We start from the raw sequence: 15,902 nt of genomic DNA, 5'->3' as shown, positions 1-15,902 counted from the left end.
GCATAGCGTTGCCTGATCGCGAGGAGGCGCGTCTCAGAGCTGAACGGCTCTACGTCCTGGAGGAGTCCTCCGTTGGATCGCGAGGAACATCTTGATGTTGTAGATCACTCCCAGGACGTGAAGGAAGACGTCGTTCCTCCAGGTCGTGGTCCCGTAGGGCCTCCAGAACGCGTTCAGGTAGGTGCCGAAGAACTCCACGTGGGCCCTCAGGGTAGTGAAGGGCTTCTCCCGCGCTATGAGCTGTGTCGGGGAGGGAGAGAATCCCCTGTCCGCGATCTTAATCCCCTTGAGCGGTGACTTGAACCTCTTGTCCGAGAAGTTGGCTGGCTTCACCGTGATGGACCTCACGAAGAGGGAGACGGAGATCACGGCCACTGCCTTGAGCCCGTAGTGCGAGACCCCTCTCTTCTTGGTCCACCTTCCCTCGAACCTCCTCTTGGTTCTCCCCAGGGAGAGCAGCTTCCTGGCCCTCTCCAGGTTACCTTCCCTCCTCTCCAGCTCCGCCTTCTCCCGAAAGGTCTCCACGCTCCTCTTCCCAGGAGGTAAGTCCAGTAGGAAGGAGTCCACTAGCCACGCCATGAAGTCCACGAGATGCGCGCTCGCAGGGAGGTAACTGGGTAGGCACTTCTCCTCAAGCTTGAAGGAAATCTCCAACAACTTCTTCCTCACCCCGTACAACCTGCCCACGAAGTCGTGCAGCGTGCTCTTCCCCACCTTCCTCCCCACGAACCAGGCCACGACCACGTTCACGTTGACCATTTTCACCGCGTCCCTATAGGAGCAAGAGTAGAGCACCATGACGATTAACAACTTCAGGTAAACCAGCGCACCCTCGCCCAGAACCCTCTCCAAATCCATGGTGTCCAGCACGGGCTTGATCTCCGTTAACCATTTTTCCCTCCACGGCATATCCTCTATTGGGGGAAGAGGGTAGTACATCAGGTTTGGTATGTGTCTTAATGTTCTTGCCATGGTACTACCCTCTACTCCCATAACTTAAGTGTTACTCCAATTTAATCCAAGATAATACTAGAAACCAATTTATTCTTGCCAATAAAAATTCAATTTTTTACATTCCGGACACTCTCACGTATTGGGAGTGTTCTCATGCAGTCATCTTATTCGATATCATATAGTAAAATTATATCAAGTTTTCTCTAATATACTGTACTCCCTTCAAGTATGCCTCATTTAAGGGAGTTCTCTCCCTTGAGAATACGTGAGGGTACATTACATTCAACAAGGCCAAACTGTACTCCGTCATCCTCCCACTCCTAGTAACAGCTTTAGTATCCCTAGCCAGCCTCGCCAAATGAGACCTACACCAAGAATTATGGCTCTCCACAAGATAAGTATACTTCTTACCCGCTACACGATTATCGAGAACTTGATAAACACAATAGTAGTCAGTATAGTTTACCTCACTCCTAGGTAACCAACCCAAGAGATAACGAAAAGTCCCATAACTCCTATCCCCAAACTCATAGAAAGGCACACCATCAGCAAGAGCAGTCCAAATCCACAAATCCTCCCTCATCACCCCATGCCTAACACGGAAATAAGTCCAGAACTCGTCAAACACCGTAGACTTAGCTGTGAAATTCTTGAGCTCACCCTTCAAGATCGTTAGATTCGTAAAGGCCCTTATCCCAATCCTCCTCACTAGGCTGTAAACAGTAGTCAATGGTTTACCTTCAACTCTTGATATTGCCCTCATGCTCATCCTGTTCAAGTACTCCTTTAAGATTCTCTCCCTCTGTTCCCTATCCATTCTATGACTTGTGACGTCGTAAAACGTCTTTCCACATGCTTTACACTTGTATTTTGCTTTCCCTCTAGATGAGCCGTTCTTCACTACTCTGTTAGAGTTACATGATGGGCATGTTGGTCTGCTTTCTCTTCTCCTCCTTATCCCTACTTTCCTCAAATAGTAGTATAGGGTTGATGGTGGGATTCCCGTTTTCGTGATTTGAACTCCCAAGGAGTAGGCTGCTAATGCTAATGCAATATCCTTTAGCTCGTACTTTCTCGGCTTAAGATTTAAATTTCTTAGAATCATAAGTATTAATTGTGCGAGGGTTACGAGGTTCATCCTGGTAACCCTCACAAAAAATCTCGCAACCCTCGCACATAAGCTTTTTCAGAGGCTGTTTTCATGTTCTAATTCATTGGCTGCATCTCGATCGAAACGACTAATTGTGAAAATTTCTAGCCTGATTTAATTTTACTATATGATATCGAATAAGATGACTGCATGAGAACACTCCCCACGTATTATCAATCTTTATCAAAACTCCATAAAGAAAAGCAATTCGCCAACTTATATTCTGACTTCTCCCCGCCCTGAACGATAGACCCAAAATCTATTTCCAGAAATAATCCACTTCGAAATATCATAAAAATTGAGCAATTAAAGTTTATAACTATCTGACAACTAGCTAAAATTTAAAGTAAAAATCTTACTAAATACTTCAATATTTATGTATTACTTAAGAAGCAGTACTATAATTGGCAGTGTTCTCAAACAGTCATGAAATTCAAAAAATGTTTGTAAAAATATTGGAGTAATATGGGAAAACGCTCATTTAACGTTTAAGATATAGAAATTTGAACAGAGACATTATTTTAGAAAAGCTTATGTGCAAGAGTTTACGAGGTTCATTCTAGTACTACCACAAAAAGATTTCATAACCCTCCCACATAAACCCTTTTCAGAGGCTGTTTTTCACGTTCTAATTCCTTAGCTACATCTAGATCGAAACGACTAATTATGAAAATTTCTAACCTAATTTAATTTTACTATATGATATCGAATAAGATGACTGCATGAGAACACTCCCAATATATCCCCTTCTCTTATGTTAAGTTCCTCTGCAATACCTTTAGGGATATGAATTGTTAATTTTTTGCCAACACGTACTTTAGTCTTCATGAATATACCTTAGTCAGACTTATATTAAAACCTTCTTACACAAAAAGGAAAACTTACTCTTCTGACTGGATTATGATTAATAAAATCTAAAATTTTCTTTTTCATTTAATTTCATGATATTTTGATTTATATAATTATGATAAGGTTTTTTGAGATTAATTCATATATTCATAATAATTTTAATTCATTTCCGTAGAAGTGTTTAGAATAATTGATTCTGCATTTCAAAGACTAATAGGGGACGAGCGTGAGGTAATATGATGGAAAAGGCATACTTAAATATCCTACCGATTATTTTCACAATATGAGAGATAAAATAATTTTATTTTTAGGAGGTATAGCCTTTGGAACAGCTGCAATCTTTGTAAAATTTTGTAGTATAACTCCTCCCTTTATAACTTTTCTAAGATTTTTAATAGCAGGGATTCTTCTTCTTCCATTCGTGTTAAAGAGAAGAAGGAAAATCTTCTTAAAACGATTTATCTTACCATCTCTGTTTCTTTCTCTTCACATGTTATTCTTTGTTTCTAGTGTATTTCTAACTACAATAGCTTCTTCGACTATTTTAGTTTCTACTAGCCCGATATTTGCAATGTTATTCAAGAAGAAAATTGATCCCTTCATAATTATGGCAATCTTAGGGATATTTGTAATGAATTTTAATACCTCATTCGGATACATTTTTGGCAATATACTTGCTATACTATCCGCAATTTCCTTTGCCATCTATACATATCTTCTTTCTAGACTAAATTATGATTTTCTTTCAACCATACCTATTATTTATTTAATATCCTCTATTTTCATGATCCCAGTCCTTCCATTTTATGGTTTAGGTGACATTAACCTAACATCAATATTAGCTGTGCTAGGTTTAGTGCTAGTTCCTACTCTTATTGGTCATGGTTCAGTCATATATACTGCAAATAAGTTACCGATCAGTTTAGTTACTTCTGCTGAATTGATTGAACCAGTTGTCGCTACAATATTAGCAATACTTATATTTCACCAAATACCAGATATACAAGAAATCGTAGGAGGAACAATAACCTTGATTTCTATATATTTTGCATTCAGACGATAAACTATTTCATCTGCCCTCTTCGAGGGATTCAGTTATCCATTATGAATTCACTTTATTTCAAAAATTGCTACGAAATTAACTGAATGAAGATGACCGACTAATAGAGGACATATGATTACCAATGTTGATATTTTTACAACCACATTATTTACAAATTATAATCCGCAAAGGAGAACTGAATCGTCCATAGCGGAAGATAATCCTATTGAAATGGGGGAAACGCTTAATAATGCTGTAGAGTTATTTTCAACGGATGATTTTGGATCTACCGCAAAGAGCTAGGCTTTCGATCTTTTATAAATATTATCAGTAAGTTAACTCGCTTATCTAAAGGGGCGAATTTTCTTTAGTCTTTCAGTTAACTTTAAAATTTATTTCGGTTACGATATCTTGTGTTTTTTAACAACCTAGCCATTTACGTAAAAGGTCTAGTTAAAATATATAATGATAAAGTAAAGGCCCTTAATGGTATTGACTTAGAAGTTGAGTGGGGTAGTGCCTTTGCCCTTCTAGGTCCTAATGGAGCCGGAAAGACTACCTTAATTAGAATATTAACAACTCAAATACCATCCAGTGGCGGTTCAGCTTATGTCGGGGGCTATAGTGTAACTGATGAGGCAGACAAGGTTAGAAAAATAATAGGATATGTCCCTCAAGAGATAAGTGTTTGGACTGACCTCACAGCATATGACAATTTGCTAATCTACAGTAAAATTTACGGTATACCATCTTCTGAAAGGAAAGAGAAAATAGAATACATCCTAGATAGGTTAGGCTTATATGAGGTCAGAAAAGATTTAGTAAAGACCTTTTCTGGAGGGATGATAAGGAGATTAGAAATAGCTTGTGCTCTTTTAACTATGCCCAAGATCTTATTTTTAGACGAGCCGACGATAGGATTAGATCCTGTTGCTAGGAAAACCGTATGGGAAGAGTTGAGAAAGTTTAAGGAGGAACATGAAATGACTATATTTTTTACCACACATTATATGGATGAGGCTGATATATACTCTGATAGGATAGCACTGATTGATAACGGCAAAGTAGTTAAGACCGGAACTTCTGAGGAGCTTAAGAGGAGTATTGGTAATGTGATAATCTCTTTCGAAGTTGAAGGAGTAAATTTAGAAATTTTAAACAAAATAAAGTCCATATCTGACGTTGAAGATGTTATAATTAAAAATAACCAAGTTAGTGTTGTAGTTAAGGATATTGACACTGTTTTACCAAATCTCATAGATTTCATTAGGGGCAATGGTGTAAAGTATAGAAGGATAGAGGTAAGAGAAATAACTCTGGATGACGTATTCATAAAGTACGTGGGGAGTAGCATAGAAGTAAGGGGAAGAACTAGTGAGGTGAGACAAGTAAGAAGTAGGATTGGAGGTGGATAAAAATTGGTTAACGTACTAGAGTATATAACTACAATGCTTGAGCTGGAATTAAGGAAAATAAAGAACGATCGAACTGAGCTATATACTAGAGCAATACAACCAATATTGTGGTTAGTACTTTACGGTACAGTGATAGGTAGAATTAGAGCAATACCAACGGGTGGTATACCCTATATTGATTACATAACTCCTGCAATAATTATTCAATCCTCGACATTCATCTCGATATTTTACGGTTTAACCTTGGTTTGGGAGAGGGAATCTGGAATATTGAAAAAGTTAATAACTACTCCATTGCCTAGGTATTCTATAGTCGTAGGTAGATCTTTAGCGTCTGGAATAAGAAGCCTATTTCAAATAATAATTATAACAACAATAGCGCTCCTACTCGGCGTTAAATTCTACAATGTATTTTACTTTCTTATTGCCTCTTTGATTATATTTTTCATGTCTAGTGGCTTTGCCTCACTATCAGTCGTAATAGCCTCTTTCATGAAAACCAGAGAGAGGTTTATGGGAATAGGACAAGCAATTACCATGCCCTTATTCTTTGCAAGTAGCGGGCTATATCCCATAGAACTAATGCCAAAAGTACTCCAATACATCGCCTTAGGTAATCCATTAACTTATATTATAGATATTTGCAGACGGTTAATGATAACCGGTAACATGGATAGTATAGTAGGTGATGTTTTAGCCATTTTAATATTTAATATAACGATGTATATCTTAGCATCTATAAGGTTTAAGAAGATAATAGAGTAGTGAGTTTATACTTAGTAATTTTTCTTAAAAATAATGCATGATGTATGGTGCTCATATCTATAGCCTTAAACTAATAAAGTATTTCAAATTAGCAATAAAGGTAGTAAATAGTTGATATATTACCTCACAAGTTTTTACGAAATTCTTTAACTCTAACGGGGGTTAAGGGGGCGAAAGTCCCCTTCTGTGAGGGATGGATAGCCCCCTTATAGAAACGTTTTTTAAAGTTATATGTCAAAATTTTCTTAGACCTCGGCTGAAAGAGCTGGGTCGGTACCATCGGGACTGGGGGATCTTAAGCCTGTGGAGAGAAAACCCTCCGTAACCTCTCTTCCACACGGGGCATTACAGAACAGTTCGTTGGAACCTCCGCTATGGGGATCGAGGTTAATCTGAGAAGCAGGAAATCTTCACCGCGAGGTGGAGATGCCCCGTCCTAAGGGCGGGGTGAGTTCACCTCTATTTTAACCTGTATAATTGATATAATAGATAAGCTTATAAGTTTCTTTATACAATTACGACATGGCGAAAAGAAATGAATTACTTCCCGATCCTTTTAGGTCTAATAGCGGGAGGTACGGTAGCTATAGGTGCAATAATAATATCCAAAGGGAAATTCAGCAAAACAACAATTGGATATCTGGGAGCATTTACTGGAGGAATACTCTCGTATTTAGCATTAGATACTGGTTCGGGAGCTGAAGAAATAGTTACAAATTTCTTATCAGCTAAAGATTACCCAGATTTCACCATTGCCCTTATCTTAACTTCAATAGGGCTATTAGGGACATGGTTACTTTTAAGTCTCCTCGAAAAAAGCCCAAGTGGGGAAGGGTTACCAGTTGTTGTGGCGAGCGCTCTAGGATTTCATAATATAGGGGAGGGATTTGCTATAGCCGCTGCATTATTGTCTGGATCAGTTCCTTTAGCTTGGGCTTTTACAATAGGCTTTGCAGTCCATAACGCGACAGAGGGATTTGCCATATCGTCACCAGCAATGATGTCCAAAAGAACCATGGGATTAAAGTTTCTGATACCATTATCCCTACTAGCTGGTCTACCTACTACCCTTGGGGCTTCAATATATTATCTTGGAATTTCAAACGAGATATTCCTAGCATTTCTTAACGTAGTTGCTTCAGCTTCCCTAGTATTCGTTATGATAAGAATTAACATAAATGCCGCATCATTACTAGGTGGATTTAAGGCCAGGTTCTGGACTTGGCTATTTATTGGCATAGCTACTACTTACGGACTTGAAGTCTTGCTGGATATATTAGGAGGAACGACTTTCTAATCAAAATATTAAAAAACCATGTAGTGTTTATTTATTTATGAGATTAGAAGGTGTAGTAGTTCCATTAATTACACCATTTTTAGAGGACTACTCAATAGATAAAGAAGGTCTTAAATGGCTAGTATCCTACTTAAGTGAAAATGGGGTTAATGGAATATTTGTAAATTCAAGTGTGGGTGAGTTCGCTAGCTTAACTTTAGATGAAATGAAACTCGTGGCGAAGATAGCCTTAGATTCTAGAAGAAGCGATAATACGCTAATTTTCGCTGGAGCTTCTACCAACTTCACAGAGGAAACCATAAAGTTAGCTAAGGATTTTAAGGATATGGGAGTTGACGCTATAGTAGTTATGGCCCCATATTTCTTTAAAGTAAGAGAAAAAGAGTTATTAAACCACTTTTCCATGATCGCTGAGAAAGTAGACATTCCCCTTATAATATATAATATACCCCTCTTCACTGGAATTAATATACCAATCTTCGTTTACAAGACATTAGTATCTCAATACTCTAACATAATTGGAACTAAAGTAACCTTAGACAGCCTAATTTTCTTCAAGCAGTTGATTAGCGAAATAAGGGAAATTAGAAAGGATTTTTCCATACTTACGGGATTTGACGAGTACCTATTACCACTTCTATACATGGGTGGTAACGGTGGGGTAATGGGACTAGCCAACGCTATACCGAAGCTCCATTTGAAGGTATACGAAAGTTGGAAAAACGGTAATCTTTCGGACGCTAACAAATACTGGGTTGACGTGTTAAATATAACTGACATTTACGACTACTGTAACTCATACACCGCGTCAATAAAACTACTGTTAAAGGTATTAAACATGCCTATAAAAAATGTAGTAAGGCCACCTTTAACAATATGCGAAGAAGAAAATAAGATACGGGAGAGAATTAAAGATCTTTCACTTTTTCTCACAAATAGCAAATAACCTAATTGGCCCTCCCTCAGCGCCAACAATTTTTAGAGGTGCATAGAAGAACAATGCCTCACCATTTTTACACTCTTCTAACACTTTCCTCATATTGTTCACACTTTCCAATACTATTATGCCGTTACTAAGTAACTTATGATGTACGTATACTACCTCATCCCAGTTTGTTCTAGGAGGATACTCCTTTCCTGCCCAACCGGCAATACTCATGCTTTCTATCCCCACTGCCCTTATCTTCTTACTCACTAAATAATCAGCACCATTAGAATCAAGGTAAGGCCAATTGTACAAGAAATCTTCTTTACCCCTCATTGCTGAGAAACCAGTGTAGAGCATTACAACGTAATTCTCTTTTATCCTGTCATCAAACTTCTTTAGATCGTTGCTAGATATTGGTTCTCCTAACTTCTTATAGCTTAAGTCTAAAACGTTTCCATAACCTATAAATTGCATTATGTTAAATTTCTCAACACTTTCCCCATTAGGTACGAAATGTAAAGGAAGGTCTATATGGGTACCAGAATGTAGTCCCATGTACAATGTTGAAAGTGTGACTTCGCCGTACTTATTACCTTTCCTAAAGTATTCATGTTTAAATGGTGGATCTCCAATATAGGTCTGCATCCCATTAAACATTTCGTAACTCATATCTATTAATAATAAGTTACCCTTTGACATTTGATCGAATAACTCCTTAATCATAGTGAAGAATAAGCTACTACCATTATAATAACGTTTTCGCTAATCTGTTAACATAACTATAGGGTAAAATAATAGTAGAAATAAGTATAATATTTTAATACGTGGAAAAATACCCTAGCTACTTTATGATTTGCGTTTTACCCGTAAGCAAATTACTCCCATTTATATCGAATATCTTTACTTTACCTGATTTAATTAATAGATGAGTTTCAATTCCAGTCTCTAATGGTTCTTCTGCATCCACTATTATATCTATATTTTCGTCAGTAATTGGAGATACTACTATCTTAAATATACCAGCACCATAGCTTACTAACTTTACTTTTACAATACCCGCGTCTATATATTTATCTAGTGAAGTGTCAGAAAGTGTTAAATCATCTGGCCTTATTCCTATAATTATATTGTTCATTCCTTTTAGTTCCACATTATTTAGAGGTATTTTTAGGTTACCTAACGTCGCATTATTTTCCATCACCTTTGCTTGTAGCAAGTTTATTTCACCGGTTAGTCTAGCTATTAGATCTGTTGCAGGATACTCATATATTTCAGTCGGACTACCTATTTGAGCGAATTTTCCATGAACAATAACTCCAGCCTTATTTGCTATTGCAAATATGTCTGCTGGATCATGGGATACTATTAGTGTAGTTAACTTTCTCTCTCTTTGTATCTTCCTTACTAGAGCTCTAGCACTTTCCCTAATCTGTGCATCCAGATTACTGAATGGCTCGTCTAATAGAAGAACCTTAGGGTCCTTTACTAACGCTCTAGCTATTGCTGTTCTTTGCATTTGACCTCCAGAAAGTTCCTTAGGGTATCTATTTAAAACACCTGATAAGCCTAATTCTTCAGAAACTTCCCTAACCTTCTTTTCTATCTTATCTTTAGGTACCTTGGCTAGCTTTAATGGAAAGGCGATATTATCGAAAACAGTCATGTTGGGATATAAAGCCCAATTCTGAAACACCATCGCAATACCTCTCTTCTCCGGACTCATTACAACCCTACGTGGTGATGATACTACCTCATTATCGAAATATATATATCCACTGGTAGGTTCTTCTAATCCCGCTATCAACCTTAAAAATGTGGTCTTTCCATGACCGCTCGGTCCCAAAACACCAAAAGCCATCCCTGAGCCTATTGTTATTGAGACATTATCAACTGCTTTTACTTCCGTTTTACCTTTTTTGAATATTTTGGATAAATTTTCTACTCTAATTGTGGTCATTTCCTTTACACCCCTTTAGCTCCTCCACCCAGTGCTGCTAACCCACGTATAAAATATCTTCCAAGAAATATAAATATTATCAACGGTATTAAGGAAGAAATAACTCCAGCTGCAAATGACCTATTGTAAATTAACGCATAGGCAGCAGTGTAGAATCTAGCTGCTACTGGTAACATTAACATGTTTGGCGTATTTGTAAGTATTAATGGTATGAAGAACTCGTTCCAAATCTGTAAGAAAACGAATATTAAAGTTGATAGAAATCCAGGGAATATTAATGGAAAAACCACTCTCCATAATATAGTCCAGTCTCCAGCCCCATCCATTCTAGCTGATTCTATTAAGTACTTAGGAACCACGGGAAGAAATATTGACATTAATAATGCAGAAGTAGGCACATAGAATACTAGCATAGCAAATATCAACCCTATATAAGTATTGTAAACGTTTAGCGAAGTCTCTAACTCAATCAATGGAAACGTCACTGTTTCTATGGGAAGGAAGGTTGCTAGGGCCATTATGGAAAATAAGGCATTGCTCATAACTCCATGTTTCTCACTAAGTACGAAGAAGAAATAAGCGGTCATTGTCCCTATCACTACCGATAATAGGACGGATGGTATAACTACAAGGAGATATCTTAACAATGTAGGTTCCAGTCCGGGAATAGTTGCATATCCAAACCAAGCAAAGGCATATGCGTCTAGTGATGGTTTAGATGGAGGAAGAAGTATTGGAGTACTGGCTGCTTCTAAATTGGATTTCAATCCCCCTAAAATCATGGCGTAAAGTGGAACCAACCACATGATAACGAGTATTGCAGCTACTATTTCTAATAACGCGTACTTAATCGAACTTGCTATATAACTGCCTTTACTTACAGATCTTTCCATTTTATCTCACCTCCTAAATACCCACCTTTTTAAACCGAGTATAGCGTAAGGAATAATTACTATTGCCGCTATTAATGCCACTAAAGACGACAACGCTGAAGATAGGGAGAAGTATTCAGTACTAAACAAAATGTAAATGTATTCTACTAGACTCATCATATTTGGATTTGTAGGTCCTCCTATAGTAAATGGTACAGTAAATATTCTGAATGAGAATAGAAATAGAAGAGCTGTAGATACTATTAAACCATTCATTGAGTTTGGTAATATGATTCTAAATAATAGATAAAAATTGTTTGCACCATCTATTTTAGCTGCCTCAATAATGGATTTATCAACACTCATAAACGAAGCAAGGAAGAATAGCACCGCTAACCCAGTATATGCCCATGTTTCTATAATTATCATCCCTGCATAAATAGTGGGTTGTGTGGTTAGCCAAATTATATTTGGGAAGTGGAATATTCTCAAGACTAAGTTAATACCAGTTTGCGGATTAAATAACCACTGCCAAGTTATCGCGTAAGTAGAAGAAGGTACAGCTAATGGATACAAAAATACAGATAGGTAAATGGCTCTTCTCACATTGCTCTTTAAAAAATATAAAATTCCAGCTCCCAGGATTCCCAGTATATTACCTATTGCAACAGCGGCTATTGTATAAACAACTGTATGAGTAACCGCCAAACTAAAAAAGTATTCTGAAAATAAAGTCTGATACGTGCCTAAACCCGCAAAAGTTGGGTGTAAATTAAATAATGACCAATTCAAAAGTGAAAAGTAAACATTTAGAACCAATAAGTATATCAAAAAAGCTGCAAATATGAATCCCGGTATAGACATTAGGATAGCTCCCTTCCTCATAAGTTAAACACCTAAGTATAAAGTAGAATTTGAGATTAAAAATTTAGATAAAAATACATTCGAAAAAAAGTTTATCTTATTTACGAACGTATTTATAATATATTTATATCTAGTTTGATCCAAATATACCATTAGTACAATTAGCAATGGATATGGTAGCAAATTGACACTATTGATAATATAGTAATTTATACCATTAACCTTATTAGCATCTTGCTGTTGTCCAAGTTTCTTTAAGTATGGTAATAAGTAATGAGGTGGTGTTAGTAAGAATGATGGTGTATAGCTTGAATTATATGTGTAAGTACTTGGATTAACCCATGGTGGTAGATAATCACCAAATGGATTTCCTCTTTGTCCTACGAAGCCGAAACCATCTTTCGCAGCTATTTGCCATTCATGGAATGTCATATTTTCAGCTTTGAATAGAGCTGCGTTAAATGTGGGAATATATGATGAACCTTGCTCCTGCAAGTTCAGTTCTTGTGCTATGAGGAAGTAGAACACATCATCAAATAGTGTACCATCAGCGAACGCCCATGTGAAGTTCTGAGGCGGAGTATTTAGTAAAGATTGATAATCATACCACTGCATTGGAGTAGCATAGTAATCTGTTGAATTAGCCCATACTGACACACCCTTGTAATACGTCCATATTTTCTGCCCTTCATACGAAGTCCAGAATTTTGCGAAGTTTATAGCTGCTTGTTCTTGCGGATTATTAACAGTAGGTATTGCAACAGAGTCCATATCTATAACGTAAATACCTTGTGTACCAGGGAATGGCATTGCCATTAATGTGACATTGGACCAGCTTAGATATGGCTGTGTCGCAGGATAAGTAGTAGTATTGTACCATATTGCTGCATATTCAGCAAGCCAATTGCCACCAGCTTCGAATACAGTTTGTCCCTTTATTACCAATGCTAAAGCGGACCATATAGATTGACTTTGCCAGCTTGGAATTACAGCGTTCTGACCTACAAACTGCAAGAATACGTTATCAGTTTCGTTAATAATCTTTTGAACTGTTGCGTTATTTAAGTTAAGCACTCCATACATTAACTCATTTGATAATTTAGCAGCTCCTGCAGCTCCATAGTATTGCGCAGCTACAGATAGGAATATTGCGAACCACAAATGTAATTGTTCATATCCACCTTCAGCGCCAGACATTGCCCACGGATTTATTCCATGTGCTTCTAATTGTTGAGTATCATAGATTAGTAAACTTAAATTGGTAGGAATTGGTAAATTGTATTTCTTAAGGATTTGAGGATTGAAGTATAACTCCTCTGCTCTGTGCACGTTTGTTGGAGAGCCGAATATTGTACCATTATAAGATATAGCCATAAGTGCTTCCGTGACACCCTTCTGGAATAATCCCTCTTGGGCTAACAGTGGGGTCATATTGTATAAATCGTGGGGGCTAGGTAATAGTTCCACATAGGAAAGTACTTCTGGGCCTCCATGAGCCCAAAAGATACCCTGTAGCTTACCAGCCTCAATATCGTTAATTACAACATACCTCTCCTCTACACCACTAGCTCCTGGTAATGATGTGAATTGCACTGAATAGCCAGGGTAGTAAATTGAGAAATTTCCTCCAATCCATTTTAGTCCTACAGGGTCTTCAGCACCCCACGGATTTATAAAGTCTACTACATATGATGAAGCAGTTGACGTCGTTGTCGTAATAGAAGATAAGGTAGAAGTTGTAGAAGAAGTCGTCACGGATAAACTGCTACTCGTACTGGTTAAACTCGTACTGGTAGCGGGTGGTTTGCTAGAGCTATAATATGCTGCAAGACCTCCAGCAATTGCTGCAATTATGATTACTACTACAATTATTATTATTGCTGTTCTAGATATCGCCTTGTATAATCTACGCCTAGACATATTCTCGGGTACTTTTATGACCTAACTATTTTATAAATAGTATACCTAACTTGTTTAACATTTATATATTTCCGTAAAAGACGTTTTGTTAACATATTGGATGTTTTTCTAAAAATAACTATAATATAACTATTATCTATATTTCAATTAATGTTTTGATACATAATTTATGTTTATGGGAGTCCTTAAATGATCGTGAAAATTCAACATGACCACAATGCACATAAAAGATCAAACTCAGATTATCTAAGATCTTCTAAGCTTCATCTCTAAATACTCTCCTCATTATTTTTCCAGATGGGGTTTTAGGGATATCATTCACGAATCTAACTTGCCTGGGAACCTTATATGGAGCTAAATGCATTCTACAATAATTTATTATATCGGCAGCCAAGTCATCTGAAAGCGAATATCCCTTTTTCAGCTTTACGTAAGCCACAATATTTTCTCCCCTATACTCATCTGGCACTCCAACAACTACAGCCTCATCTACGGCATAATGTTGATATATTACTTCCTCAACCTCTCTAGGCATTACCTTAAAACCAGAGGCGTTTATTATATCCTTCTTTCTATCGATAATGTAAACCCAATTGTTTATTATTTTTCCTATGTCTCCAGTTGGCAACCAACCATCCTTAAACTCACCCATCCCCCAATACCCCTTAACAACTTGAGGTCCCCTAACGAATATTTCCCCATCCTCCCCTATCATTATTTCAGTATTGTATACTGGAATTCCAGAACTCACAATACCGTATTCTGGCTCAACCGGCAAATTACCGTTATAGGGATATGGCCATAAAGTTGCAGGCGAAGTAGTTTCAGTTAATCCCCACGCCATGTAAACCCAATCCCCTACTCTCTTCCTCCATTCTTCCTCTATTACCCTGGGCATGGGCATCCCTCCAGAGGACCAAAGTCTCATGCTTGTCAAATCTTGCTTATCTAATACGTTCAGCATAGCCCTATATACGGTTGCTACGGCCATTGTTAATGTAGTTTTGTTCTCTTCAATAATTCTAAGGGAAAGTTCTGGATCAAATCTAAATGAAGTATAAATTGATGAGCCGGCTAGGATTGAAGTTGTTATGTGAAATATTTGGCCAGTTATGTGGAAAAATGGAGCTATGCCTAGTATCTTGTCATTTTCAGTATACTTGAACCAATTTTTATAAATCCACGAGGAGGCGTAAATATTAGAGTGAGTTATTGGAACGCCTTTAGGTTTTCCCGTAGTACCCGAAGTGTATACTAATAAGGCTAAATCATCAACGTTTACCTTTACGTTATCCATTCTAAATTTATTACTTTTGAGGTTCAATTCTTCCTCACAATAATCTTCGACTCTCCATTTTTCCTTATACTCATATGGTAATTCATGGAAAGTATTGGGATTAGTTGTGATTATTTTTATTATGTGACTTAATTTCCTAACGTTAGATTCACATGAGGCAATAGCTATTTTTGGATTAGCATCTTGTATTAAGTATTTTAATTCATATTCAGTATAGGAAGGATTAACTGGTAATACAACTCCTCCCAATTTCCATATTGCATATTCTGCTATAATAAATTGGGGAATGTTTTGTGTAGATATAATTACAACATTTCCTTTTTTAACGTACTCTGATAGCTGGCTAGCAATAGAGTTTGCCATATGACGAAGCTCTTCAAAAGTAATTTTGTTTCCGAAATAGTCTAGTGCAATCCTATCCTTGAATAACTTTACACTTTCATTAATTGTATCAATTTGAGTTTTAGGTTCCCAAAACTCTTCTTTTCCCTTTATCTTCATAATTAATAATTAAACGTTTTCTTATTAAGTGCTTAACCCTTTACATCTCTAATATAATTAGAGGTTTTAAATGAAGCTAAGCATTATTGCG

At 37.1% G+C, this 15,902-nt stretch carries 15 protein-coding genes; 6 read left to right on the top strand and 9 right to left on the bottom strand.

Annotated features, from left to right (window positions below):
• Positions 1-33 precede the first annotated feature (33 nt).
• From SSOP1_RS15185 to SSOP1_RS15175, 3 genes are all read right to left on the bottom strand, one after another.
• Complete coding sequence (locus SSOP1_RS15185; protein WP_010924011.1) at positions 34-993, bottom strand: IS5-like element ISC1234 family transposase; 960 nt, start codon at positions 991-993, stop codon at positions 34-36.
• A gap of 148 nt (positions 994-1,141) precedes the next feature.
• Positions 1,142-2,092 (bottom strand): IS1-like element ISC1173a family transposase, encoded by a 951-nt coding sequence (locus tag SSOP1_RS15180; RefSeq protein WP_048054255.1) that lies wholly within the window; start codon positions 2,090-2,092, stop codon positions 1,142-1,144.
• A gap of 693 nt (positions 2,093-2,785) precedes the next feature.
• Positions 2,786-2,932, bottom strand: coding sequence for an AbrB/MazE/SpoVT family DNA-binding domain-containing protein (locus tag SSOP1_RS15175; protein ID WP_081225725.1), 147 nt, complete (start codon positions 2,930-2,932; stop codon positions 2,786-2,788).
• 304 nt (positions 2,933-3,236) lie between these two features.
• Between SSOP1_RS15175 and SSOP1_RS15170 the strand changes: the two genes are divergently transcribed.
• The 6 genes from SSOP1_RS15170 to SSOP1_RS15150 all read left to right on the top strand — a co-directional run bounded on the left by SSOP1_RS15170 (position 3,237) and on the right by SSOP1_RS15150 (position 8,418).
• The gene (locus SSOP1_RS15170) at positions 3,237-4,016 is read left to right on the top strand and encodes a DMT family transporter (protein WP_063492852.1); all 780 of its coding nucleotides are present in this window, start codon (positions 3,237-3,239) and stop codon (positions 4,014-4,016) included.
• A 111-nt stretch (positions 4,017-4,127) separates the two neighbouring features.
• Complete coding sequence (locus SSOP1_RS17260; protein WP_158011707.1) at positions 4,128-4,298, top strand: hypothetical protein; 171 nt, start codon at positions 4,128-4,130, stop codon at positions 4,296-4,298.
• 110 nt (positions 4,299-4,408) lie between these two features.
• The gene (locus SSOP1_RS15165; protein WP_063492851.1) at positions 4,409-5,410 is read left to right on the top strand and encodes an ATP-binding cassette domain-containing protein; all 1,002 of its coding nucleotides are present in this window, start codon (positions 4,409-4,411) and stop codon (positions 5,408-5,410) included.
• Between the two features lie 3 nt (positions 5,411-5,413).
• Complete coding sequence (locus SSOP1_RS15160) at positions 5,414-6,175, top strand: ABC transporter permease (protein ID WP_197653738.1); 762 nt, start codon at positions 5,414-5,416, stop codon at positions 6,173-6,175.
• A 535-nt stretch (positions 6,176-6,710) separates the two neighbouring features.
• Complete coding sequence (locus tag SSOP1_RS15155; RefSeq protein WP_063492850.1) at positions 6,711-7,472, top strand: ZIP family metal transporter; 762 nt, start codon at positions 6,711-6,713, stop codon at positions 7,470-7,472.
• A 37-nt stretch (positions 7,473-7,509) separates the two neighbouring features.
• Entirely contained in the window at positions 7,510-8,418 is a 909-nt protein-coding gene (locus SSOP1_RS15150) for a dihydrodipicolinate synthase family protein (protein ID WP_063492849.1), read from the top strand.
• Here SSOP1_RS15150 and SSOP1_RS15145 read toward each other — a convergent pair.
• The 6 genes from SSOP1_RS15145 to SSOP1_RS15120 all read right to left on the bottom strand — a co-directional run bounded on the left by SSOP1_RS15145 (position 8,392) and on the right by SSOP1_RS15120 (position 15,811).
• Entirely contained in the window at positions 8,392-9,123 is a 732-nt protein-coding gene (locus SSOP1_RS15145; RefSeq protein ID WP_063492848.1) for a cyclase family protein, read from the bottom strand. The genes SSOP1_RS15150 and SSOP1_RS15145 overlap by 27 nt on opposite strands.
• 118 nt (positions 9,124-9,241) lie before the next feature.
• On the bottom strand, positions 9,242-10,357 hold the full coding sequence (gene glcV / locus SSOP1_RS15140) for a glucose ABC transporter ATP-binding protein GlcV (protein ID WP_063492847.1): 1,116 nt from the start codon (positions 10,355-10,357) through the stop codon (positions 9,242-9,244).
• Positions 10,358-10,362: 5 nt separating this feature from the next.
• Positions 10,363-11,250 carry a glucose ABC transporter permease GlcU gene (glcU, locus tag SSOP1_RS15135; protein ID WP_063492846.1) on the bottom strand — a complete coding sequence of 296 codons (888 nt, stop codon included), beginning with the start codon at positions 11,248-11,250 and terminating at the stop codon, positions 10,363-10,365.
• A 6-nt stretch (positions 11,251-11,256) separates the two neighbouring features.
• Complete coding sequence (gene glcT / locus SSOP1_RS15130) at positions 11,257-12,114, bottom strand: glucose ABC transporter permease GlcT (protein ID WP_063492845.1); 858 nt, start codon at positions 12,112-12,114, stop codon at positions 11,257-11,259.
• A 3-nt stretch (positions 12,115-12,117) separates the two neighbouring features.
• The gene (gene glcS, locus SSOP1_RS15125) at positions 12,118-14,013 is read right to left on the bottom strand and encodes a glucose ABC transporter substrate-binding protein GlcS (protein ID WP_063492844.1); all 1,896 of its coding nucleotides are present in this window, start codon (positions 14,011-14,013) and stop codon (positions 12,118-12,120) included.
• A 256-nt stretch (positions 14,014-14,269) separates the two neighbouring features.
• Positions 14,270-15,811 carry an AMP-binding protein gene (locus SSOP1_RS15120; protein WP_009990879.1) on the bottom strand — a complete coding sequence of 514 codons (1,542 nt, stop codon included), beginning with the start codon at positions 15,809-15,811 and terminating at the stop codon, positions 14,270-14,272.
• Positions 15,812-15,902 lie beyond the last annotated feature (91 nt).

Origin of the sequence: Saccharolobus solfataricus, assembly GCF_900079115.1 — an archaeon.
GTDB lineage: Archaea > Thermoproteota > Thermoprotei_A > Sulfolobales > Sulfolobaceae > Saccharolobus > Saccharolobus solfataricus.
This window is presented reverse-complemented; position numbering and strand designations above follow the sequence as displayed.

Coding starts and splice junctions, on each gene's coding strand:
- SSOP1_RS15185 (WP_010924011.1), bottom strand. CDS start 993: ATGGGAGTAGAGGGTAGTACCATGGCAAGAACATTAAGACACATACCA.
- SSOP1_RS15180 (WP_048054255.1), bottom strand. CDS start 2,092: ATGAACCTCGTAACCCTCGCACAATTAATACTTATGATTCTAAGAAAT.
- SSOP1_RS15175 (WP_081225725.1), bottom strand. CDS start 2,932: ATGAAGACTAAAGTACGTGTTGGCAAAAAATTAACAATTCATATCCCT.
- SSOP1_RS15170 (WP_063492852.1), top strand. CDS start 3,237: ATGAGAGATAAAATAATTTTATTTTTAGGAGGTATAGCCTTTGGAACA.
- SSOP1_RS17260 (WP_158011707.1), top strand. CDS start 4,128: ATGATTACCAATGTTGATATTTTTACAACCACATTATTTACAAATTAT.
- SSOP1_RS15155 (WP_063492850.1), top strand. CDS start 6,711: ATGAATTACTTCCCGATCCTTTTAGGTCTAATAGCGGGAGGTACGGTA.
- SSOP1_RS15150 (WP_063492849.1), top strand. CDS start 7,510: ATGAGATTAGAAGGTGTAGTAGTTCCATTAATTACACCATTTTTAGAG.
- SSOP1_RS15145 (WP_063492848.1), bottom strand. CDS start 9,123: ATGATTAAGGAGTTATTCGATCAAATGTCAAAGGGTAACTTATTATTA.
- glcV (WP_063492847.1), bottom strand. CDS start 10,357: ATGACCACAATTAGAGTAGAAAATTTATCCAAAATATTCAAAAAAGGT.
- glcU (WP_063492846.1), bottom strand. CDS start 11,250: ATGGAAAGATCTGTAAGTAAAGGCAGTTATATAGCAAGTTCGATTAAG.
- glcT (WP_063492845.1), bottom strand. CDS start 12,114: ATGAGGAAGGGAGCTATCCTAATGTCTATACCGGGATTCATATTTGCA.
- glcS (WP_063492844.1), bottom strand. CDS start 14,013: ATGTCTAGGCGTAGATTATACAAGGCGATATCTAGAACAGCAATAATA.
- SSOP1_RS15120 (WP_009990879.1), bottom strand. CDS start 15,811: ATGAAGATAAAGGGAAAAGAAGAGTTTTGGGAACCTAAAACTCAAATT.